Annotated in this window: 22 protein-coding genes; 18 read left to right on the top strand and 4 right to left on the bottom strand. The window is 38.7% G+C overall.

Going from position 1 to position 21,466, the window contains the following annotated elements; translation table 11 throughout:
• Positions 1 to 2: 2 nt before the first annotated feature.
• The 16 genes from BM107_RS17620 (at position 3) to BM107_RS17545 (ending at position 14,638) form a co-directional block, all read left to right on the top strand.
• Positions 3 to 665, top strand: coding sequence for a hypothetical protein (locus BM107_RS17620; RefSeq protein WP_090985777.1), 663 nt, complete (start codon positions 3 to 5; stop codon positions 663 to 665).
• On the top strand, positions 662 to 1,327 hold the full coding sequence (locus BM107_RS17615; protein ID WP_090985775.1) for a hypothetical protein: 666 nt from the start codon (positions 662 to 664) through the stop codon (positions 1,325 to 1,327). The genes BM107_RS17620 and BM107_RS17615 overlap by 4 nt, the downstream gene beginning before the upstream one ends.
• Complete coding sequence (locus BM107_RS17610) at positions 1,324 to 1,989, top strand: hypothetical protein (protein ID WP_090985773.1); 666 nt, start codon at positions 1,324 to 1,326, stop codon at positions 1,987 to 1,989. Before BM107_RS17615 ends, BM107_RS17610 begins: the two co-directional genes overlap by 4 nt.
• A 54-nt stretch (positions 1,990 to 2,043) precedes the next feature.
• Positions 2,044 to 2,778 carry a hypothetical protein gene (locus tag BM107_RS17605; protein ID WP_090985771.1) on the top strand — a complete coding sequence of 245 codons (735 nt, stop codon included), beginning with the start codon at positions 2,044 to 2,046 and terminating at the stop codon, positions 2,776 to 2,778.
• 11 nt (positions 2,779 to 2,789) lie between these two features.
• Positions 2,790 to 3,938 carry a TraJ family protein gene (locus BM107_RS17600; protein ID WP_090985769.1) on the top strand — a complete coding sequence of 383 codons (1,149 nt, stop codon included), beginning with the start codon at positions 2,790 to 2,792 and terminating at the stop codon, positions 3,936 to 3,938.
• 17 nt (positions 3,939 to 3,955) lie between these two features.
• On the top strand, positions 3,956 to 4,570 hold the full coding sequence (gene traK, locus BM107_RS17595) for a conjugative transposon protein TraK (protein ID WP_090985768.1): 615 nt from the start codon (positions 3,956 to 3,958) through the stop codon (positions 4,568 to 4,570).
• The gene (locus tag BM107_RS17590) at positions 4,548 to 4,976 is read left to right on the top strand and encodes a hypothetical protein (RefSeq protein WP_090985766.1); all 429 of its coding nucleotides are present in this window, start codon (positions 4,548 to 4,550) and stop codon (positions 4,974 to 4,976) included. Before traK ends, BM107_RS17590 begins: the two co-directional genes overlap by 23 nt.
• A gap of 10 nt (positions 4,977 to 4,986) precedes the next feature.
• Positions 4,987 to 6,183, top strand: a complete 1,197-nt coding sequence (gene traM / locus BM107_RS17585) for a conjugative transposon protein TraM (protein WP_090985764.1) — start codon at positions 4,987 to 4,989, stop codon at positions 6,181 to 6,183.
• A gap of 6 nt (positions 6,184 to 6,189) precedes the next feature.
• Positions 6,190 to 7,029, top strand: coding sequence for a conjugative transposon protein TraN (gene traN / locus BM107_RS17580; RefSeq protein ID WP_090985762.1), 840 nt, complete (start codon positions 6,190 to 6,192; stop codon positions 7,027 to 7,029).
• Positions 7,030 to 7,039: 10 nt separating this feature from the next.
• Positions 7,040 to 8,998: a type IV secretory system conjugative DNA transfer family protein gene (locus tag BM107_RS17575; protein ID WP_090985760.1), complete on the top strand. Its 1,959-nt coding sequence runs from the start codon at positions 7,040 to 7,042 to the stop codon at positions 8,996 to 8,998.
• A gap of 4 nt (positions 8,999 to 9,002) precedes the next feature.
• Positions 9,003 to 9,491, top strand: coding sequence for a M23 family metallopeptidase (locus tag BM107_RS17570; protein ID WP_159435272.1), 489 nt, complete (start codon positions 9,003 to 9,005; stop codon positions 9,489 to 9,491).
• Between the two features lie 61 nt (positions 9,492 to 9,552).
• Positions 9,553 to 10,362 (top strand): DUF4099 domain-containing protein, encoded by an 810-nt coding sequence (locus BM107_RS17565; protein WP_090985758.1) that lies wholly within the window; start codon positions 9,553 to 9,555, stop codon positions 10,360 to 10,362.
• Positions 10,363 to 10,413: 51 nt separating this feature from the next.
• On the top strand, positions 10,414 to 11,211 hold the full coding sequence (locus BM107_RS17560) for a hypothetical protein (RefSeq protein ID WP_090985756.1): 798 nt from the start codon (positions 10,414 to 10,416) through the stop codon (positions 11,209 to 11,211).
• A gap of 139 nt (positions 11,212 to 11,350) precedes the next feature.
• On the top strand, positions 11,351 to 11,545 hold the full coding sequence (locus BM107_RS17555; protein ID WP_090985754.1) for a hypothetical protein: 195 nt from the start codon (positions 11,351 to 11,353) through the stop codon (positions 11,543 to 11,545).
• 43 nt (positions 11,546 to 11,588) lie between these two features.
• On the top strand, positions 11,589 to 13,202 hold the full coding sequence (locus BM107_RS17550; RefSeq protein WP_090985752.1) for a recombinase family protein: 1,614 nt from the start codon (positions 11,589 to 11,591) through the stop codon (positions 13,200 to 13,202).
• A gap of 182 nt (positions 13,203 to 13,384) precedes the next feature.
• Positions 13,385 to 14,638, top strand: a complete 1,254-nt coding sequence (locus BM107_RS17545; protein WP_090985750.1) for a site-specific integrase — start codon at positions 13,385 to 13,387, stop codon at positions 14,636 to 14,638.
• A gap of 540 nt (positions 14,639 to 15,178) precedes the next feature.
• Here BM107_RS17545 and BM107_RS17535 read toward each other — a convergent pair.
• The 4 genes from BM107_RS17535 to BM107_RS17520 all read right to left on the bottom strand — a co-directional run bounded on the left by BM107_RS17535 (position 15,179) and on the right by BM107_RS17520 (position 18,110).
• Positions 15,179 to 15,625, bottom strand: coding sequence for a hypothetical protein (locus tag BM107_RS17535; protein ID WP_090985747.1), 447 nt, complete (start codon positions 15,623 to 15,625; stop codon positions 15,179 to 15,181).
• Positions 15,626 to 16,032: 407 nt separating this feature from the next.
• Positions 16,033 to 16,656: a hypothetical protein gene (locus tag BM107_RS17530; protein ID WP_139222302.1), complete on the bottom strand. Its 624-nt coding sequence runs from the start codon at positions 16,654 to 16,656 to the stop codon at positions 16,033 to 16,035.
• A 15-nt stretch (positions 16,657 to 16,671) separates the two neighbouring features.
• Positions 16,672 to 17,235 carry a hypothetical protein gene (locus BM107_RS17525; RefSeq protein WP_090985738.1) on the bottom strand — a complete coding sequence of 188 codons (564 nt, stop codon included), beginning with the start codon at positions 17,233 to 17,235 and terminating at the stop codon, positions 16,672 to 16,674.
• Between the two features lie 38 nt (positions 17,236 to 17,273).
• A complete protein-coding gene (locus BM107_RS17520; protein ID WP_139222301.1) occupies positions 17,274 to 18,110 on the bottom strand; it encodes a hypothetical protein in 837 nt (278 codons plus the stop codon).
• 563 nt (positions 18,111 to 18,673) lie between these two features.
• Between BM107_RS17520 and BM107_RS17515 the strand changes: the two genes are divergently transcribed.
• Together BM107_RS17515 and BM107_RS17510 are read left to right on the top strand one after the other, a co-directional pair.
• Positions 18,674 to 20,647 (top strand): hypothetical protein, encoded by a 1,974-nt coding sequence (locus tag BM107_RS17515; protein ID WP_090985734.1) that lies wholly within the window; start codon positions 18,674 to 18,676, stop codon positions 20,645 to 20,647.
• A 6-nt stretch (positions 20,648 to 20,653) separates the two neighbouring features.
• Positions 20,654 to 21,226 carry an outer membrane beta-barrel protein gene (locus tag BM107_RS17510; protein WP_090985732.1) on the top strand — a complete coding sequence of 191 codons (573 nt, stop codon included), beginning with the start codon at positions 20,654 to 20,656 and terminating at the stop codon, positions 21,224 to 21,226.
• Positions 21,227 to 21,466 lie beyond the last annotated feature (240 nt).

Genomic DNA, 21,466 nt, shown 5'->3' with positions numbered 1-21,466 from the left:
TCATGAAAGTATTTCTAATTATTTTTTGTGCTTTGTTATGCGGTAGCATAAATGCACAGACTCTTTATGTTGATCCGGTTACTTCCGCGGCCATTGCAGGCCATTCAGGCGTAATAAATAGGCAGCTCGACCGTACAAATGATAATCTGAGCCTCATTTCCAGGGGACAGCTGTTGGTAACAGGTCAATTGGTTGTAGTCAATGATATGCAGGACAGGATTTACAGGGGATTGACCGAGGTATCTACAATACTTAACAACCTAATGTCGGTAAAGGAGATTACAGATATTGGACTCGATATCGTTACCGATGTAGAGAAAGCCATGGAACTTGGAAAGTCCAATCCCATATTATTACTCTTTGCCGAGCAAAATGCGCGCGAGTTCAGAACCAGGGCAGTAAGGCTAAGTTCGGAAGTTGGTGCATTTGTGCTCAAAGGTGGCCGTGATAACCTAATGGATGCTGGTGAACGTTCCAAATTGCTAAACCATATTGCATCAGAGATGCGTATTCTTAGGGGCACCTCTTATGGAATGCACCGGGCAATGTATTGGGCAAAGATGAGGGGGATTTTTGCTTCCCTAAACCCGTGGTCTGACTGGGTCAATATGGATGTCCGGATTGCCAATAGTGTTCTGTCGACTGCTAAATACCTGAAAAGATGAGGGCGCTGATTCTATCATTAGCTTCTTTTTTCTGTATACAGATTAGCGAAGCTCAACAAAAAGCACTTAATATTCCCGCAATCCATCAGCTGGTTTCTGATTCCAAAAATGAGCATGAGCGGCAGTCAACGGCAAGGGATAGGCAGGCGGTAAACAGTATTAACGAAGAAGCTAATAGAACGCTTTTAGCGCGGTTCAAAAATAGATACCGGGAATTACAATCACATTTTAATTCCATCGGTACTGCCATTGATCTGCTTGACATCGGAACCCGTGCGGCACCCATGGTCAGTCAGATTGCAAAGGATCAGTATAGTTTATATGAACTGGCTGGAAAAACGCCTGAACTTTTACCATTCGTGCTCCAGACAGAAATTGATCTGCTCGAAAAATCGAGAAATCTGCTTTATTATTTAGCAGGGCTTACGGCCAGTCTTGGTGCAGTAAATCAAATGAAGTCATCGGACAGGAGAATCCTCTTTGACCATATAATTTCGGAACTCTCAAATTTAAGAAATCTGGCAGTCGGACTGGTCCAAACTTTTAATTATGGAAATATATTCGCTTCAATTCGTAAAGCTAATCCCTTTTCTGGTTACGTCGAAATGGATAGGGCAATTGTTAAGGATATTCTCCAAAACGCTAAATACCTCAAAAAATGAAACGAATATTTTATATAGTGCTTTTTGGCCTGAGTTCATTTAGGCTCTCAGCGCAGCGGATAGTTATCGATACACGGCATCTTGCAACAGTAAGCGAAAACGCTGTGGCCAGAAATGCCGCTGAAGTCAGCCATAATGAACTGCTGAACAAGATCAATAAATCCCTGGACAACATTAATACCAATAGTTCAAGCATTGTAATTGCACAGAGCATGATCTATTCTTCTCTTTCCAACGTAAATTCTGCATTGAAAAATGGACTGGCCTTAAGGGATATGTATTCAGTGTGTGAGGAGATCATTGGCTATGGCAGGGAAATGAGTAAGCTAGCCGTAAACGAACCTTATCTTGTACTGTTCAGTGAGCAGATCATCAAAGATGTAGGAACACGCAGTGCCAAAATGATGACAGAAGTTTCAGACTTTGTGCTCAAGGAAGATCAAAATATTCTGATGGATTACAATAGCAGGGATAATCTGCTTACGGGTATCCGAAGCGATCTACAGATTATTCGCGGCTTGGCATACGGTGCATGGAAAGCAATGTACTGGGCAAAGGTTAAGGGAGTGATGAGTATGCTCAATCCATTTCAAGGTTACATTAACCGCGACCGGCAGATTGTAGCCGATATCATCTCAAAGACCAAATATCTCAAAAAATAACACTTAGATATAATGAAGAAGTTATTGGTTTTAACATTGCTGTTGTGTGAAAACATGATAGCATATTCACAGAAACAGATCAAGGATGAAAGTATCGTTAACCAGCAGGAACGTATGGTCTTTAAGCAGTGGGATAGAAAAAAGTTTACACCCACATCTGGTTTTTTAGGGCTAAATCCTTATTACTGGCTAACCTGGGGGTTACATCCCAACTATCCCAAAACGGATCTCAGGCCATTAGGCCCATTTGGGCCACAGACCCAGCGGTTGGGAGCCGTGACCGGTATGCAAGGGATCGATAAAAAATATGAGCTTCATTCTGATACCCTTGCCCAAACTGCCCTATTACAGATTGCGGGGATGTCGGGAATCCTTTCCACAACCGATCCTCTGTGGATACTCTATTATTCCAGGCAGCTGAAAGGGGTAACTGACTTCGATCCAAAAGAACTTTTAGGTAGGGTTCCTCCAAATGCCAGAGAAAAGATCATTGCCAGCGGAAGCCTCAACTGGTATAGCAGGGAGATCGGTATCCTTGCTGAAAGACTGGAAGCGGCACGATCGACAACGCTCGAAAGGGGCGCTAGGATCTTATCTTATCACCGATTGCTCAGTGAATTCCGCAAACTATCGGCGCTCTGGACCGATAAAGTAATTGCCACTGCCCGGGAACCTGCAAAAGTTAAAGTAAGACAGGATCTTATCGGGCAAGATGTAAAGATAGAAAACTGGACACCGGAATCCGATATCAGGATTGCGCGGGAGATCCTTCAGAAAAGAAAGTACTAAATCAAAGGAAAATGAAAAAGATTTTATTGTTTGGAGTGGTCATGATGTTGGCCACTGGTTTTGCAATGGGACAAACTACCGACTACCGCAGATCCTTTGAGTTTCTGCAGGGTAACGGAGTGTATGAAGAAGGAGTGATGGTTATACTCAGAGGGCTTAAGGAATCTATATGGACACATTTCGATATGTTCATTGCCGATGCAAAAGCACTAGCGGCGATATTCATGATCATTTTTTTTGCAATCAAATCTTATGAGATGATCGCTGGAGATAAAAAACTGGAGATTATGCCCTTATTGCGGCCCTTCGGACTGGTGATGATCATACTCTGGTGGGGGGCGTTTGTCAAAATGGTCGCTTTCCCAACTGATCTGGTAGCTGCGAGAACCGAAACTATGTTCAACAGTGAGCAGGCAGAGGTAAACACGCTTAGACTCATTCGGGCCGATTATATGCAGAAGGTTGCCAATTCCCTCTATAGTTTTCAGGCTGAGACAGAAATGGCAGAAAAAGAATCCGATACTTGGATGGGGAGGGCTTGGGATTCCGTGACCAGTACGGTCAAGGAAGGGATGTCGACAGTGGTCAGTCCGGTAATAGAACTGAAAAACCGCTTAAAAATTGGTATGCAGTTGCTGCTTACCCAATTGCTTGAACTGTTAGGGATATGGATACTACGGCTGGCAACCTATGTGATCTTTATGATCCAGATTATTTATTCCACCATTCTTATTATTCTTGGACCATTTGCAGTTGCAGTAAGCATACTTCCCGCTTTTCGGGATTCTTTGAGTACCTGGATCGCTCGTTTCGTGTCTGTTAACCTTTATTTGGGAATTGCATATCTGATTATGTATCTGGTAGCGTTGCTGCAAAAATACGCTATGACCTCTGAGATCAGCAGGTATAAGGAGCTGATCGGAGAAAACGGAGATGCCGCCAATTTAGAAAAAATGGCCTGGTTTGCAGGGAATGGGATTCTATCCTTTGGTACCGTGATCTTAAGTTTTCTGATCGGTGCCATCTGTATGTTTACTGTCCCTAGTATCTCCACCTGGATTATCTCGACATCTGGTATCAGTTCAGCCGCATCAAATTTTGGCCGTGGTTCACAGACCGTTGTCGGTATTGCTAAAAAAGCCACTGGCAAATTCTTTTAAATCTAAATCCACCAACTATGATCATTAAAAATATCGAATCTAAGATCCGGCTGGCAACATTTGTATCTATAGGAAGTCTGGCCTGTGCTTTTCTGATCTGTATTTCCATTGCTTTTTTCGCTTATAAACAGATTGAAGTCGCAAGAAAGAGTATTTACATCTTTGAAAATAATGTACCAGTATTGGCCAGGCAGACTGATGAACAACTGATCAGGCCGGCAATCTATAGGGGACATGTAGAGCTTTTTCATTCACTGTTCTTTTCTCTAACACCAGATGATCGTTATATCGATTACCAGATGAAAAAGGCCATGTATCTAATTGATGAATCGGGAATGCAACAGTACCTAAACCTCAAGGAAAAAGGTTATTTCAGCTCTATACTTTCCAGTAGTTCAGTACTCACTTTACAGACTGATTCTATTTTTATAGATGTCAAAAAGAAATTTTTCCGCTACTATGGGAAGCAGCGTATTGAGCGCAGAAGCTCAATTGTTACCAGATCGCTAATTACCGAAGGGTATCTACGGGACATTCCGAAAAGCGACAATAATCTATATGGAGTGCTTATCCTTTCCTGGAAAACGCTTGAAAATAAAGATGTAGAAAATGTTCAGAAAAATCCGATCTAACAGAGACCCCGGCATAACGGTTTCTGCCGAACTCTATCAAGAATTCAGGCCATACCTGACACTAATCCGCAGAAAAACGGTGCGTTTTTTACGGGCACACCCCAGGCTGGTATTTACTCTGATGGTTGCCCTGATTATCTTTTCATTGCTGTTTTCCTTTGGCCTTTTCAGTTCTGACAATAAGTTGGATGCAAAAGCTAATAATCTCCACAGCCAGCATGGGAGTGGAAAAAATCCGCAGTCTATTGACGACGGATTGTCAAAGATCAGTAGTACGGGTGCAAAACTGAGAAAAACGGTAGAGATCAAAAAACAGGTCGATTCAGTATTGGAGAGGGCTGAGCTGAACAATATGGATACGCTTTTTTTGGAAGCTAAACTAGAGGAGCTAAAGAGGCTTCGTTAATCACAATGTTATGAAAATAAATTTTAAAAAACCACGGTATATAATCCCATTGATTTCCATCCCCTTCTTATGCCTTTTCTTTTATGTATACCAACAGAGTGCATCTAAAAAACAGTCGGGCAACCTGAAGGAGGATATGAATGGTAATCTCACTGAAATATCAGACCAGGTCCGCGAACGGGGCTTATCCGATAAATTAGAGGCTTATAAGAACAGTTACAAAGAGGCAGATGGTTATTCAGCGATTAAAACAGTTAGTGAAGAGCAATTGCCACAGGCAACGATGGCCAGTTCATATTCTGATCGGGAAAAGCAAAAACTTGATTCAATCGAAGAATCGATCAAAAGACAAGCTTACATGCCCAGGCAACTGGAAAATAAATCATATCCTGTTTATTCTGCAGGTAGGTCAGAATATAGTGTTGGTGGCAAGCCTGAGGATCGGGCAGTAGCACAGGCATTGGCAAGTCTGGCGGAGGCCAGGAGTAGGGAGAAACCATCGCCGAATAATATATCAAAGGAAACAGATCCTATGGATCTTTTCAAAAAACAGATGGCTTATGTGGACAGCCTTCAGAAAGTGAATGATCCTGACCATATTGCCCGGCAAAAAGAGAAAATGATAGCAGTGGCCGGATCGGCTAAAGAAGAAAGAACTCTTCAGGTTTCGAAGATTTCTGCACCTACAACCGAATTCAACACGTTAACAGCTTTCGAAAACCGGCCAATGATCACTGCGATCATCGATGAGGATATAACTGGTTATTCCGGTTCACGGATAAGGCTCAGGTTACTTGACCAGGTTTATGCAGGAAAATCACTTTTACCAAAAGGTACTGATCTATATGCCAGGATCAGCGGTTTCTCTGAACAACGTGTGCAGTTAGAGATCAGTTCTGTGATCTGCTCGGGAAAGATCTTGCCGATAAAACTATTGGTTTATGATACGGATGGTTTACCTGGTCTATATGTTCCTGCATCAGCTTTCAGGGAGTTTTCCAAAGGCCTGGGCTCAAGCCCTGTTCAGGGATTTAACACCATGGGCAGTTCCCAGAATCAAAATGAATTCGTAATGAGTACAGTGGATAAACTGTTCCAGTCTACTTCATCGGCTATTGCCAATCTGGTTAGAAAAAACAGAGCCAAATTAAAATTCAATAATCAGGTATTCCTTGTCGATCCACATGATCTGCAAGAAAAAAATTAAAAAGACATGAAAAACAATATTCTAACTATTGTCCTGTTATTCTTGATGGCAGGGACGCTTTCTGCCCAATCTATGGGCAATACAATTGGAGCATCCATTGAGGTCCCAAAAATTTATATCAAACGAACATTAACGCTACATTTTCTTGCTCCGGAAAAAATAACATATGTGGATATTCCAAAGGGGCTCGTTGGTGATCTTCCTGATAAGAACCTGCTAAGAATTAAGATGCTAGATTCAACCAAGTTTAAAGATGGTTATATGGGTGTCCTAACTATCATGGGAGAAAAAAGGATCAAACAGTATGCAATCATCTTTGATGATCGGCCGGAAACGGCTTTCAGTTCTTTGATTGATATCTCCTTTGGCGAGATGAGGGCAGTTGAAGCGAAAAGTTCAATAATCTCTAGTGCCGAACTTGACAGTATTTCCAAAAAAATGTTCGAGCACAAGCCATTCGATGCGGAAGTAAGAGAAAAGAAAAATGGAATCAGGGCAATACTGAATGGCATCACCACTGTTGGACAGTACCTGCTTTTGGATATTAGCTTTGATAATGCGACGAAAATTCCATACGAGATTGATGTGTTAAGGATGCACATTGAAGACCGAAAACAGCACAAGGCAACAACTGTTCAGTCATTGGATGTTGTTCCGATATCCAGCTTTAGAGATATTCCAATCTTTGAAAAAAGCTACCGGAATATATTTGTCTTGCGCAAATTGACCTTCCCGGATCATAAAATACTTAATATTGAATTATCAGAAAAACAGATCTCGGGTCGATCTATTGCCTTTAATATCCGCTATTCCGACATTCTAAAGGCAAAGAAGATCAGCAGGTAAAAAACGGAGTATGGAAGAGTCGAAGGAAATTCAGAAACTACATGGTTTCCTGCAGTGTCTGATCTATTTTGCAATTGCGTTAGAGATAAGCGTTTTCGTATATCTGGGCGCCCCATTTTGGGGGATATTCAATATGGGTTTAGAGAAGGTGAAATCAATCATTATATACAAAGAACTGATTTACAGCAAACTTTCTGTACTGTCATTGATCTGTCTGGTCAGTATTGGTACGCTATCCAAAAAAGAGTTAGATTTTGATCCTAAAACAAAAGTTGTTTATCCTTTAACCTTGGGACTCCTTTTTTATTTTGGCAGCATATTTTTTTATGGAAGACCTAGCAGCTTAGTATTTTCATATACTACGGTAACCAACCTGACCTATATGTTTCTGTCGTTGATTGGGGCGGTAATGATCAGTGTGTCGATGGATAATATCTCAAAAATCATTAGATCGGGACTTGGTAAGGATAAATGGAATGTTGAAGCTGAAAGTTTCATGCAACAGACCAAAAAGATTGAGAATCCTTACTCGGTAAATATACCGATGCTTTTCTATTACAAAGGAAAAGTAAGAAAGGGGTGGCTAAATCTGGTGAACGTTTTTCGTGCAACGATTTTGATCGGGACACCTGGGTCAGGAAAATCCTTTTCGGTTGTAAACCCTTTTATCAGGCAGCTGATTGCCAAGTCGTTTACGGTCTGTTTATACGATTTTAAGTTTCCAGATCTAGCAAAGATCGCATATTACCACTTTTTGCAGGGAAAGAAAAAAGGCTTGTTGAAGGATTTTAGTTTTCATGTCATCAACCTGACGGATGTCGAAAAAAGCCGGAGGATAAATCCATTCCGGTGCGATTATATTACTATGTTGGCGGACGCTTCAGAGACAGCAGAAGGAACCGTGGAAGCATTAAAAAAAGGCGATAAGGCCAGCGGGAGTGACGCTTTTTTTACCCAATCAGCAATCAATTTTCTTGCATCATGCATTTATTTTATGAGCAGATATGAAAACGGAAAATATTCCAGTCTTCCACATGTGATGGCTTTTTTAAACCGTTCTTATCAAGAGATTTTTTCAGTACTTTTTACCAATCCTGAATTGGTCTCATTACTATCACCTTTTAAGTCTGCATTCGCCGCGAAGGCCTTTGATCAGCTGGAGGGACAGATCGGAACGCTAAAAATATTTATGAGCCGTATGGCTACAAAGGAAACATTTTGGGTGTTTTCCGGGAATGATTTTGATCTAAAAATTTCGAATCCGAAATCTCCGGGAATTTTAGTAATGGCTAACGATCCCAATACACAGAATATCAATTCTGCATGTTATTCGGTGGTAATCAACCGCCTTACACGGCTGATTAATTCGAAAGGCAACCTTCCTTCTGCAATTTTACTAGATGAAGGTCCCACGCTTTTTGTTCACCGGATCGAGAACCTGATTGCAACGGGTAGATCCAATAAAGTAGCCGTATTAATAGGAATGCAGGAATTGCCCCAGTTCAAACAACAGTATGGAAAAGATACCGCAACAACCATCACTTCCGTAGTTGGCAATGTGCTGTCCGGTTCGGCGAGGAACAAAGAAACGCTTGACTGGCTGGAAAGAATTTTCGGTAAATCGAAACAGATCGGAGAAAGCATTTCTATCGATAGGAGCAAAGTGTCGAAATCAATCAGCGAAAAGCTGGAAGTTTTAATCCCAGCTGGCAAAATCACTACCCTTGGCGCAGGAGAGCTTGTGGGGTTACTTGCCACGGATGCGGATGATAAATATACGGGTGAGTATGAAACCTCAGCTGTAAACTGCAAAATAAACCTGGATCTCAAAGAAATTAAAAAGGAGGAAGAAGGATATGTTGAACTGCCGGATTTTTACGATTTTGGAGGAAAGAAGGAAGAAATCCTCACACGGAATTTTTTGCGGATCAATAAAGAAATCGAATTATTGGTCGCTGGTTTTATGTAGTGTTATGTTTATCAGTGCTAATGGATACGGGGCCATTCAGGATACTGTTTCTTCTAAAAATTGTTATGCGACACTTCCGCTTAAAGTGTTTAAGCTAAATTCTGGATTTGGCTTTAGGCTTCATCCCGTTACCGGCGAAAAAAAATCATTTCATAAAGGGATTGACATCGCAGCAAAAAATGAAATTGTCTGTTCTGTTCTAGATGGACAGGTTGTTAAGGTTGGATATACCCCGATAATGGGAAACTTCGTAACAGTGAAATATGGTAACTATACAGTTTACTATGCACACCTTTCAAAATTATATTGTGTGGTAAACCAAAACCTTTATACGGGATTTCCAATCGGTTTAAGCGGATCGACTGGAAGAACAACTGGCGAACACCTGCATTTAACAGTGCAGCATAAAGGTCTGCCGATCAATCCACTTTATTTCTTAGCAGATATACTTTTTAGAAATGATAATGAGCTTGAGCAGTATCTGAATCTGTAGTTCAAAAAATTGCAGCAGTTGCTGCCCACATAATTTAACCCAAACTTTTAAATACACCCATATGCAGTATTCAAATTTGAATGTGCGCGATCTTCCTGTTGAGGATTTGCGCGAACTCGGACTATTTAAGGATGGGGAGATTAATCTTCCCAAGAACGATATCGATGCATTGCTCTCTGGCATGAGGACTAGCTTAATCAAGCTAAATAATGTCATTCACAGTGGTGTCGAAGTGCAGGAGATGAACGTAAAGCTTTCTCTTGCCAAAAATTCAGATGGAAAAGCGGAGCTTTTAGTTCACCCGGTATACAAACAATCAATTGCGCCGAAAATTATTTCATCAACGGAGGCAGATGATCTGATTACCGGACTTAAAGCAAACCTTATCAAAGAAACCGTTGAAAATGGACAGAATAAAAAACTGATGGTGGAATATGACTGGGACACAAGGGAGTTCATTGTGACTGATACTTCAAGATTACGCGTTCCCGAAATGGTGAATGGTATACCACTAACACCTTATCAAAAAGAGCGTTATGCCAATGGCCGCCAGATTGAAATGCCTGATGGGACTACCTTTCAGGCCAGTAGCGCTACTCCGGATGGAATCCGTTCCAATAGGTTGGCGCTTGTCGTCTCTCTTTTGATGGACGGTGGAATATCCTACCTTCTGCTAACAGGTCTAAAAGCCATGGTTGGCGATCGGGGACTGTTGCCGCAGAAAGATGAGCGGAATGAAAATTATCATAAGGCCCTTCAGGCAGCGGCCGCGCAGAAGTCTACGGTTAAGAACCCTGAAGAAACAACCTCAGCCATATCCAATAATAACGAGTATTCACGTGGATACGGCAGATCAGGGGTGTCGAGATAATCCTGTTCAAACAAAATAATTAAATGAATTTTAACCTTAATTTTTTCAATTATGAATGAGAATAATTTGGAGTACTTACAGAATACATTGAAGTACTTAGGCTTTGGAGATTCTCTTAATGCAGATCTAAAGGAGTCAATTGCACATGGCCCCGTGGGCTTTAAAATCCAGTCTCCCACCAAGGAGATGCCAGATCCGGCTAAAAGATATGAGCCGGAGTTTGGTGATAAGATGACATACGTACTTAGTTTTTCAAAAAGTAAGGAAACCGACATGTATTTTTTTAATAGCTATGAGGCAACACTGAAAAAAGCGGACACAAAGGATCTTATTTCGCAGACCTTTTATATCAATAAAGGGAAAGGAGTTACAGCCAAAGAAAGTTATAACCTGCTGTCGGGACGTGCTGTAAATAAAGATGTTGTTTTAAAGAGTGGCGAAAAAGCGAACCTTTGGCTTAAGTTAGATTTTACCGAACATACTCCAGAGAAGGGTTACGCAATAGATCCTTATGGTAAAAATTATGGCTTTAGTCTTAAAGAAACAGTAGAAACTTTTCACATACTTAACATGGAAAAGCTAGGATTTAAAGATCAGTTGCTCAAAAGTCTTGAACGGGGTAATCTTCATGAGGTATCCTTCATGAAAAATGGAAAGGAAGTAACTGGCTTTGTTACAGCTAATCCTAAGTTTAAAACACTTGATTTCTATGATCGTGATTTAGGGGAGATCTACAGTAAAGCTGTAGACCGCAAGGAACCGGTATTAAAAGAGGAAAAGGAAAAAGAATATGCTCTCGAAGGCGCAATAGAGCCAAAAGTCGAAGAAAAAAAGGGTCGGGGTAGGTAATCACTAATTCAGGTTTGTAATAATGCAGGGGGCTTTTAGTCCCCTGTCTTGTTGTATATGATGTTTTTTAATATCATGGTATCCTATCTGTTGAAACAAATATTTTAATGAAGTAGCTAGCTACTATAACTTAATCAGTATGGAAAGTCAATTAACTGTTGAAATGATTCTAAGACACCACGATCTTACGGTTGAAGAAGTTCTGTCACTACCATTATTCGCAAATTTTACTGTTGATGAAGCAGAAGATCTAATATTAACTGTGAAAAAATTTTCGATTATTGTATTTAATGCCCATCAAAAGTTAGAGAGTGATGATGGAAAAAGCGATTGATTATTACTATATTAAGTGATATACATTAAGGTAAAATTATTATATGTCAGATGTTTTATTTTTTGATTCTTTCGCCAAGGGAAAACAACATAAGCAAGTAACCCGGAGTAAAGAATGTGTTATTTATACCAGAGTGAGTGGTAAAGACCAGGTTGATAACCTCAGCCTAGGTACTCAGCTTAAAGCCTGTACGTCGTACGCTGAAAAGTTTGGTTTCGATATCATGGCCCAATTCGGAGGTACCTATGAGAGTGCGGAGAATGATGAAAGAAAACAATTTACAGCAATGTTATCTTTTGTTAAAAAATATAAAGGAAAAATTTCCGCCATATTAGTTTATAGTCTTGAACGTTTTTCTAGAAATGACAATTCTATTTGGTTAAGTGGTGAACTCAGGAGGTTAGGGATTGAAATTATTTCTGTAACGCAGCCAATTGACACTTCAAATGCATCTGGTCAGATGCAACAAAAATTACTTTTTCTTTTTGGGGAATTTGACAACCAGTTACGCAAGCAAAAGTGTACAGCAGGTATAAGGGAAATGCTGCTACGTGGCGATTGGCCAACCAGTCCCCCTCTTGGTTTTGATATTGATAAATCAGGAAATCGAAGAAAGATAGTGGTCAATGCAAAAGGTAGGTTATTACGTCAGGCATTTGAGTGGAAGGCCTATGAAAATGTCTCCAACGAAGTTATTCGTGACCGTTTGGCGCTGAGGGGATTAAAATTGATCCATCAGCGGATATCTGAAATTTTTAGGAATCCATTTTACTGTGGTTTAATGGTTCATAATATGCTGGAAGGTAAAGTAGTTGAGGGAAATCATGAAAAACTCGTTCCTAGAGAATTATTCTTAAAAGTTAATGGTTTGTTAGATACATTGTCACATGGATTCTCAATCAATGAGGAAAATGTAGATATACCACTTAAACGGTTTATGGTCTGTGCTGAATGTGGTAGGCCTTTAAGTGGGTATTTAGCACGTAAAAAAAATATTCATTATTATAAGTGTAAAACCAAAGCATGTTGTAATAATAAAAATGCTAATGATTTAAACAGAAGGTTCGAAAGGGTTTTGGAATTTTTTAAAATAGAAACGGCAAAAGACTATTTAGAATTAATAAAAAATCAAGTGGTGGCAACCTTTAACCAATTAACTAAACATAAGGAGACAGACCTTATACAGTTGGAGAATAGCTATAGAGAAATTAAAAGTAAAGTAGATCGTCTTGAAGAAAGGTATATTGAGGAGGAGGTTAGTAATGAACTTTATACTAAGTATCATGAAAAATATTCTCAAGAAAAATATGAAATTGAGCGTAATTTAATGACGCTATCAAATAAAAGTTCGAACCTAGTAAAATGTGTCGAATTAGCGATCGAATATGCCACTCAACTGCCTTCTAAGTGGGTTTCTGGTGATTATCATACTAAGCAACAATTGCAATCATTACTATTCCCTAAGGGTATAAGTTATGATAAGAAAAATGATAAAGTTCGAACCAAGGAAATCAATTTTGTGTTTTTGTATATAGCTTATTTTCAGCAGGTTGTCCTTAAAAAGCAAAGAGGCATACCAGAATTGGATCTGAATTATGCCTCTTTTGCCGCTTCGGTAGCGGGGAGCAGGATCGAACTGCCGACCTCAGGGTTATGAATCCTGCTGACTTGAAATGTAGATGGTTTAAAGTAGTCTTAAATGCGGTTTTTGATGGCCTGCAAGCCATTATTAAACTATGTTAGACTAGATTGAACTACCAAAAACGTTAACAATACGTTAACAAAATTTATAGCTTGCATTCGTGAAATAATTGATTTTTTAAATTTAAATTCACAGAAATGGGAGCAGTAAAATTGGTCGTTTGGTCACGACCAAATAAAGATGGCCAGTATCCAATCGCAGTAAAAATCTCAAAAAATGGGCAGACACCATCTTACATTTTTACAGAGCATGCTTTGAGTGAACGCAGTCTTTGGGATAGCAAGGCGCAACAGGTTACAAAAGCACACCCGAATTATAAACGACTGAATAACCTTTTGTTGAAGAAGCTTACCGAGGCTACAGATACTACTCTGGAAATGGAGGCCAACAAAACTGATAGCTCAACGCGCGCTATCAAAAAGAAAATAAAACCTGTTTGTGGTGCAACATTTAATGAAATAGCTGATATCTATCTCAAAGACCAATTGGCCTTAGGGCAATACAATATTTATAACGCAGACAAACCTCGTATTGAACGCTTTATAGAATTTGCCAAAAACAAGAATATGCCGTTCTCAGAAATTACTGTAGGCTTGCTCGAAAAATACCAGCGCTATCTTCGAACATGTAAAAATAAAAACCAAAAGAAATCTGATGAGCCGAAATTTATAAGTGAACGAACTGTCGTTAATCATCTATTGCTTATGAGAACGCTATATAACAGGGCGATCAAAGCTGGTGCCGCAGATGTTAAAAACTATCCTTTTGGGGAAGAGGGAAAGATTTCAATAAAATTTCCTAAGTCTTCCAAAATAGGATTAATCGATCAAGAAATTGCAAGCCTGGAAAACTTGGATTTGTCTGCGAACCCAATATTAAACCATGCAAGAAACATTTGGCTTACCGCGTATTACTTTGCAGGAATGCGTATTACTGATGTTTTGCTACTAAAATGGAGTGACATTAAAAACGATAGGCTATTTTATACAATGTCTAAAAATAATGAGCCTTGCTCTCTTAAGATTCCTCAAAAAGTTCACCCAATTTTAGAGCAGTATAAAACGGATGAACCGAGACATGATTTAATCTTTCCAGAATTAAAGTTTCTTGATACTTTAAATGATATCTATTTATTACAGAAAAGAATTTCGCATTGCGTAAATTATCAAAATACAAAGATGAAAAAAATATTTGCGATGCTTGATATAAAGAAAAAGTCATCAACTCATGTAACAAGGCACAGTTTTGCGCAACGTGCAGAAGAGTTAGGAATACATCCACGTGTTGTGCAGGAACTTTATCGTCACGAAAGTATTCAGACAACAATGATCTACCAGTCCAATTTTTCAAAGAAAAAAACAGATGAGGCTTTGGATCTAGTGGTCGGATAAATTTGGTAGTTTTCTAATTTTTGTTTCCAGCAAAAAAAAAATATATTTGGCTTGAGAGCGTTAATTTAGATAAGAGGGGTAGTAAGAAATTATTATCCCTTTTTCATTCTATTCAATGTAGCAGATTAATTTTACAGCCATACCAAGAGCGTATTTATTATAATCTTAAAATGGTTACTGAATTTGTAGTAAGTGTGAATGCTCTTACTCCATTAATTGCGAATAAGGTTAATCACGAGATGCTTGTAATTTCTGCCGATTGGAAATCTTAAATTATTCTCCAATATAACCGTGTTGTGATCAATTGCTCTTATCTTAGGAAAAATTTTGATTGCCTATGGTATTTATCAGACTGTAGCGGCTTTTCGGAAGTATATTTGATACAGATACATTTAATGTAGCAAAAAGAATAAATTATCTAAAACAGTTAGATAGCAATCGATCATATATTCGTTTCTGCTCTTGAGCATATATAGTTAGAAACTAATCTTTAGCAGCTACAATTTTAAAAATATCTTGATCCTGATGAAATCCTGCCATTTACTTTTCTTCATTAGATAAATCTTCAAAGGCCTTTTCTACCATTGCTCGGTTAATGCTGGATTTCTCCCTAGTGATATCGTATTCCCCGAATGTTTGCGGTACAAATTTTAACGAGGAATAAAATGATTGACAATTTTCTTTAAGAAACTCGCTAAGGGATAAGTGCATTTTCTTCTTTATTTCGATTATTTGATCAACGTCCTTTTCGAGGTCTTCAAAGTCACATTGCATTTCAAGTGTTCTGTTATATGAAACAAAATATTTGTCTTTTTTTTCATTACCAGCCCAATATGATATTGTATATGCGAGTATAGATGTGTTTTCTAGCGCTCGCCTCCAACTGGATCGGGTGTCATAAGAACCTGTAATTGTACTATGCGTTTCAAAGTAAGAAAGATTAACTGAACCGTCAACGAGAATATAGTTTTCTTTTAAAATCTTCATAACTCAAATTTATATATTAAAGATCAATCAAGACAAGAATGAAGAAGCTGGCTAATTCGGAGAGCTTGCTATATCAAATATAGTTTCCTTATATAAGAATTCTTTCAAACTGTTTATAATTTCTAATTATTAAGTTATGTAAATGATGATTATCTCAGTATAATTATTAAAAATATTTTAGGCGTTACCCAAGCTGCGCAAGGGTCGGGCTTTTGCTGCAATCTTTTATTCGTACCTCATAAAAGGATTTCCGCGACAATCCTCACGCATGATCAAGGCGGCACATATGGCCGCCTTGATTTTAAATTTCCAATAAATCCCCGCGCGCTTGCGGCTTACGTCCTACGGCACGTTTAAAAAAAGCATTTAGGGAGTGTTTTTTCGCCTATCTGGCATTCTTGAATGGATTACAATAAAGTATATGTTGATGCTGTTACCTTTTTTACAATCACATCAACGGGAATAGGTTGGCCGTTTAGTTTTTTCCCACCATTTACATTTATACCATCGTTTCCGATTACTCCTAAGTTCCACAGGTATATTAATTCAATGATTTGCCTGCAATCTTTATCTTTGTTTTTAGGGTCAATTACTTTGAATACCGCTTTCGTTGAATCAACGTCTTCGGTTTTGTATTCACGTGGTAGAATGTTTTTCAACTGTATGAATTCCGAATAGGGATCAGGAAATGAATACGGATTATCAGCCACTACAATATTTTTGGGTATAATCTTTATATTACCTGTCTTTGTAGAATATTTCTTGTCTCTCCTGTCAGTGAACTGGAATAAAAGTTGAATGACCTTATCATTATCGTTATCAAGGTACACCCCATACCCCAATGAAAAACTGTTTTCGAATACATATCTTTTGTTAGCGCTGCCTGTGCCTGTTCCCGTGCCATTGCCATTATCTGATGGAGGCGGTGTAACCACCACCGGAGGCGTTACCGGAACAGGGTCACTGCCTTTGCCACAAGAAATCATGACAAAGATTAATAGGGCAGCACTTATTGTTGAAAGAGTTTTCATGATTACTAAATTTTATTAAAGGAAATATTTTGGCTCGATAGCAGCTTTCAGCTTCTGCTCATTTACCTTCGTCATAGTAAAATAGTATGCAACCAATACTAAGGCTAAAACAATAAGTGTTACAGCATATTCACCTATGAAATAAAAAGTGAATGCAGGCACTATAAAGTATGTCAATATTGCAAATACTCCTATCAATAAATATTTGTTCGGCGCACATAGGCGTTTAACATTGTATTTGTGGTAAAATGCTCTATCGAGATTATGGTTGATTACAACAAGGTTTCTGCCTTTCGCTTTTCCCCATCTTGACGTTGATACAACCGTCAGGGTATTTCCGGCACGGCAGGCTACGTCGAAATTTCTCAACCTGAACAAATGATCTTTCCCTGTTTTGTCTTTAAGGTAGATATCGTCACCGACAACCACCGCGGAGGTAATGTCTGTACTGTAATGGTTGCCATGCGTATATCCCGTTGAGCCAAAAACATGTGTGTTTGAACTTTTATCCAAATGTTCAACGGTTCCAGTTATACCCTTTAATTGATAAGGGATGAAATTAAGTTTGATGGTGTTCATTTTTCTTCGAAGGATCAAATTATAATTGATATCTATGATTATTCTGGAATACAATTAAATGCCTGCGTAAACTTCGCCTGCTGCTTTTCGTTTAGCTTATCACCATACTTTCCATTCTTTTCAGCAAAGACCTGAAACAGTTTTAGTTTTCCTGTGGTAAAAATGTGTTCTTCCTTACTGCCCGGCTCAAGTACAATCATAAGATTGATGTTTTCCAATTGCGGTTTCAGTTCAAGGTTTCTATTTGGCAAGCTGCCATAGCTACCTGTTGTTTTTATGGTTAAAACAGTGTTTTCATCGAACAGGAATTGCGCGCTATCAATATGCAACGTTGCAAGGTTCTTTGTGTCCTGCTGAACGATCATGGAAAGTATTGAATTAGTATTGTAGACCAACGTTAGTTTTCCGCGATCCCTGCCAATGGCAAAATCACCTAATTTCGTTGGTGCAAGTGCAATCGTTTCCTTGCCACCATCTTTGGTTTTAACTTCCCTTAATCGGCAATCTTTGGCATTTGCTGAGGGTATTGCTTTAAAGGGTGGAAAAGGCATTTTTACAGTTGCCGGTTTTGCAATTTGCGATTTCGGCAAGGCTGAAGCTGTTGTTGGGGCTGATGCTGTTTCCGAACCTTTGGAAACCATCGCTGTAATCACATCATCCGGCACACCTTGTTTTTTTAGGGCAATCAATGCAGCCGTTGAGGTATCAAAACCGCTTTGCTTGTTTTCGATTGATTTAACAATTGCAGCTTTGGGTAAACCGCCTTTGACCATCGCAATAATCTTTGCATTGGTCAGTTTCTCAGTGTTCTGCGCACTGGCATTCATACAAGCCAGAGTGCAGGCTGTAAAAACGGCAATAAAGAAAAGTTTCATAATTTGAGCTAAAATGTCTTTAGCCCCTTTCAGACGGTTTATAAAAAAACAGCGCGGGGCCCTCATAAGCTTCCGCGCCCGACCAAGAGCGCACACACGAATGAGCTAACCCCACGCATAGCGTGGCAGTACTCGGCCTCGTGTGTTTGTTTTTAGCGTTTGGAATTTTTGGTCGGTTCGGAAGCTATAAAACGAGTTCGCAGTTCAAGAAATTAATAATCTAAAGTACGAAGAAAATTGATATAGAGAGATTATGAATGAAAATTATTATTCCACATACCCATAAGGATTTTGAAATTTATCTATTCTTTCAATTACTATTACTTTAGGTATCAAAAAGGTTTCGTGTAAAATTTCTCTAGCGTTTGATGTAAAGAAAGACAGGCTTGGTGTAATAAAACCTTCGTGTAACTTTTTTGATGGTATCTTGGCTGACTAATTATTGAAACCAAAATGTCTATCTTATCAGCTCTCCAAAGTTCTCTTTTGTTATTTAAGAGTTTTTCCTATTTCAAGGAATGTAAAGTTTATAATGCTGGCATTTAAAATCTGAACTTCAATTAATGCAGCTTGAAACTTTAAAACAATTAAATAATAACATGAACAAAACCAAATTTAAATTAATCGGGAAGTATATGCTCCTGATTGCTCTTACAGGATTAACAATTTTGGGGTGTAAAAAGGAAAAATCTGAAAATTTACCGGATGAAATCGCTAGCAATTCAAAAGAAAGATTAAGCTTGACAAAAAAGGATTTTAATGGAATTTACTCAGAATTAAGAAAAACAAATGGCAAAGAGCTGCCTGCTAATATTTCAAGCCGTTTTCCGGAGTTTGTTTCACTCCTACATCACGATTCAAGACTGGTAAGTAAAACGGCACTATCAATTAAGCCAAATTCTACTCTTATGTTGGCGCGGAAGGACGCTTTGAAAGCATCATTAACGCCATTACCTAAAACCAGTACAACGCCAACCCCTACGAATGGACAAGATACTCCAACCTATGATGAGGTAATGACAGAGCTTGTTGACGATCAGGCTTTTAAATCACTTCTTAATGTGGAGGGAGAAATTCAGGTGGACGATATTGTCTACAAAGTTACCCCTTACGGTACATTTTTCACAAATGCAAGTAACTATAATTCGCTTAATAGTGTATTTGCAGATATTGCATTACAAAATGACTACACGTTACGATTGGAAGATCAGACCGCACCTATCCTAATGAATTCAGTACAGGTTCAAAGTACACAATACAATGATGTGAGGTTGCTTAATAGCAATGTCTTTTTTGTTGACTCTTTTGTTGAAGAAGATGTACCACAACCGGAAGTAACTGTTTTTCCGTCTGATGAAGCTTTAGCCCCACTTGTATTTCCAAGTATCAATGATTCAGGGAATAACAACGGTAATACCACAACGCCACCACCGCCATCAGACGATCTTCCAATCGAAAATCGCCAAAGCTATATTCTGAATAAGGAGATGGGAACCAATACTTCAAATCCTGATCCTGCTTATAATAATAACATTGAGTATTCAATTGAATTCAGAAGTGGTTTGTTAGGTTCAGGAAGTCTTTTGCAAACCTTTTTTGATAACTCAACGAGATATAATAATTTTACTAACAAGTATCGAATGAGTGCATTATTCTATAATAGAAACTATGGGATTATAAAAACGCTTGGTATAAAAGTGAAATGCCAAAAAAAGGGATGGTTGTGGTGGAACAAGACCGAAGCGCAGGAAATCAGAGCCGGATGGGATTATATTTCGTACAAGTCGGATCGTAGCGTCGACAAAATTGGTCTTCCAAGCACCAAATTTGCCCCATCAATCGGAGAACCGTTTTTGATCAATCCTACGGAAGATCCATTTTATGGTGTTCCAATGTGGTCAAGCACCGACAGCTATGCCAAACGTTATAATCTGTATGGATGGTATATGAAACGCGGAAGCAATGAGATATTTACCATTACAATCCCTGGTGGCATTTTACCAGTTAATAATTTGGAAGATATCGAGTTACCATCAAGCATATTTAAAGGCATTGTGCAAAGTGGCTGGAACAAATTAAAGAACGTTCTTGAAGCTTCGGCTCCGTCAGCTGCACCATCATTATATAATCCAAATGCCAAGAATTTTAAATTTCCGGTTTATCCGTTAAATGGGCATGGCGAAGTGAAATATCTGTCAATCAACGATATGGAGAATATGCCAAAATCATTTATGAAAGGCATCTCTAAAACACAATATCTAAATGGTGATTACAAAGTATATTCGATTGTTTCTCCACAGGAAATTCGTGAATACAATACGGATATGATTGATATTCCACTAGAATTCTCGACAGTAGATGTAAATCTATCAACTAATGTAAATAAGCTTGCACTTGATATCGGCCAAGCTGCAAGGTCTTTGCTAACAGATCAACTGGGCGCGCACTACGACGTAGATAAAGGAACAATCATCGGCGCTGTAAAATGGGATAACCAATGGAGATCGATAAGATTAAATTTTAAAATGAAAGACTAAAAAACTATGAAAAAGAAGCTAATTTTATTAGGGCTTGCAATTTGTACCGCAGGCATCGTGAAGGCGCAAACAATTACCAAACAGGAAAAGGGATATTTCAATCTCACGGAAGTTGGGTACACAGGTGGAAACCATACGTATGAACAACAGGTAAATCCATCTAAATATGAGGGGCGCACTTCCGGCGCTTATGCCTTTAGTTTAAGAAACATCAATGGCGTATTTTTAACCAACAAAATATCAGTTGGCTTAGGTTTAGGGCTTGAAAATTACACAGATGACGACAGCTATTTTACCAACAACAATCTGTTTCAGTTATTCTTGGATGCGAGATATTATTTTAAGAATCAAAATAATACTTTTTTCGCTTATGGCGATGCAGGAACAGGCTTAAAGATAGCTGATGATTTTAGAAAAGGCCAAATGTTCAACCTAGGGCTTGGATATAAATTTAAAGTTGCTCCTAAAGCTGGGATGACTGGAAGTTTAGGTTATAGCGATCAAACGATTAAAAGTGATCCCTCAATCACAAAAAACCGTTATTACGGTTTTGCAGTTAAAGTTGGGCTACTGTTTTAATATCAAATAATAAAAACAACACAGGCCAGAACAGATAGTTCTGGCCTGTGTTGTTTAAGGCCTTCACAGAAAGACCAAATTCTTTCCTTTTTAATAGGGCAATGAAAAGAAAAAGGAACAATAATTTCTTACTGCTCCCTTTATCTAAATTAACGCTCTCGGAGTACAAGATAAGTTTTTATTTTAAATGAAAGCAAATTGGGTTAAATTTATGGCAATCATATAGAAAGCTAACCTTCG

The sequence above is a fragment of the Pedobacter suwonensis genome (genome assembly GCF_900111825.1).
Taxonomy (GTDB): domain Bacteria; phylum Bacteroidota; class Bacteroidia; order Sphingobacteriales; family Sphingobacteriaceae; genus Pedobacter; species Pedobacter suwonensis.
Note: the sequence above shows the minus strand (reverse complement) of the source record. Positions and strands in the feature narration are given on the sequence as shown.

What these genes read in the sequence shown, in the direction of transcription:
- BM107_RS17535 (WP_090985747.1), bottom strand. Translation starts at nt 15,625, where the DNA reads ATGAAGATTTTAAAAGAAAACTATATTCTCGTTGACGGTTCAGTTAAT.
- traK (WP_090985768.1), top strand. Translation starts at nt 3,956, where the DNA reads ATGATCATTAAAAATATCGAATCTAAGATCCGGCTGGCAACATTTGTA.
- BM107_RS17565 (WP_090985758.1), top strand. Translation starts at nt 9,553, where the DNA reads ATGCAGTATTCAAATTTGAATGTGCGCGATCTTCCTGTTGAGGATTTG.
- BM107_RS17620 (WP_090985777.1), top strand. Translation starts at nt 3, where the DNA reads ATGAAAGTATTTCTAATTATTTTTTGTGCTTTGTTATGCGGTAGCATA.
- traN (WP_090985762.1), top strand. Translation starts at nt 6,190, where the DNA reads ATGAAAAACAATATTCTAACTATTGTCCTGTTATTCTTGATGGCAGGG.
- BM107_RS17575 (WP_090985760.1), top strand. Translation starts at nt 7,040, where the DNA reads ATGGAAGAGTCGAAGGAAATTCAGAAACTACATGGTTTCCTGCAGTGT.
- BM107_RS17510 (WP_090985732.1), top strand. Translation starts at nt 20,654, where the DNA reads ATGAAAAAGAAGCTAATTTTATTAGGGCTTGCAATTTGTACCGCAGGC.
- BM107_RS17570 (WP_159435272.1), top strand. Translation starts at nt 9,003, where the DNA reads ATGTTTATCAGTGCTAATGGATACGGGGCCATTCAGGATACTGTTTCT.
- BM107_RS17555 (WP_090985754.1), top strand. Translation starts at nt 11,351, where the DNA reads ATGGAAAGTCAATTAACTGTTGAAATGATTCTAAGACACCACGATCTT.
- BM107_RS17615 (WP_090985775.1), top strand. Translation starts at nt 662, where the DNA reads ATGAGGGCGCTGATTCTATCATTAGCTTCTTTTTTCTGTATACAGATT.
- BM107_RS17525 (WP_090985738.1), bottom strand. Translation starts at nt 17,235, where the DNA reads ATGAACACCATCAAACTTAATTTCATCCCTTATCAATTAAAGGGTATA.
- BM107_RS17605 (WP_090985771.1), top strand. Translation starts at nt 2,044, where the DNA reads ATGATAGCATATTCACAGAAACAGATCAAGGATGAAAGTATCGTTAAC.
- BM107_RS17560 (WP_090985756.1), top strand. Translation starts at nt 10,414, where the DNA reads ATGAATGAGAATAATTTGGAGTACTTACAGAATACATTGAAGTACTTA.
- BM107_RS17545 (WP_090985750.1), top strand. Translation starts at nt 13,385, where the DNA reads ATGGGAGCAGTAAAATTGGTCGTTTGGTCACGACCAAATAAAGATGGC.
- BM107_RS17590 (WP_090985766.1), top strand. Translation starts at nt 4,548, where the DNA reads ATGTTCAGAAAAATCCGATCTAACAGAGACCCCGGCATAACGGTTTCT.
- BM107_RS17550 (WP_090985752.1), top strand. Translation starts at nt 11,589, where the DNA reads ATGTCAGATGTTTTATTTTTTGATTCTTTCGCCAAGGGAAAACAACAT.
- BM107_RS17520 (WP_139222301.1), bottom strand. Translation starts at nt 18,110, where the DNA reads ATGAAACTTTTCTTTATTGCCGTTTTTACAGCCTGCACTCTGGCTTGT.
- BM107_RS17515 (WP_090985734.1), top strand. Translation starts at nt 18,674, where the DNA reads ATGCAGCTTGAAACTTTAAAACAATTAAATAATAACATGAACAAAACC.
- BM107_RS17530 (WP_139222302.1), bottom strand. Translation starts at nt 16,656, where the DNA reads ATGAAAACTCTTTCAACAATAAGTGCTGCCCTATTAATCTTTGTCATG.
- BM107_RS17610 (WP_090985773.1), top strand. Translation starts at nt 1,324, where the DNA reads ATGAAACGAATATTTTATATAGTGCTTTTTGGCCTGAGTTCATTTAGG.
- BM107_RS17600 (WP_090985769.1), top strand. Translation starts at nt 2,790, where the DNA reads ATGAAAAAGATTTTATTGTTTGGAGTGGTCATGATGTTGGCCACTGGT.
- traM (WP_090985764.1), top strand. Translation starts at nt 4,987, where the DNA reads ATGAAAATAAATTTTAAAAAACCACGGTATATAATCCCATTGATTTCC.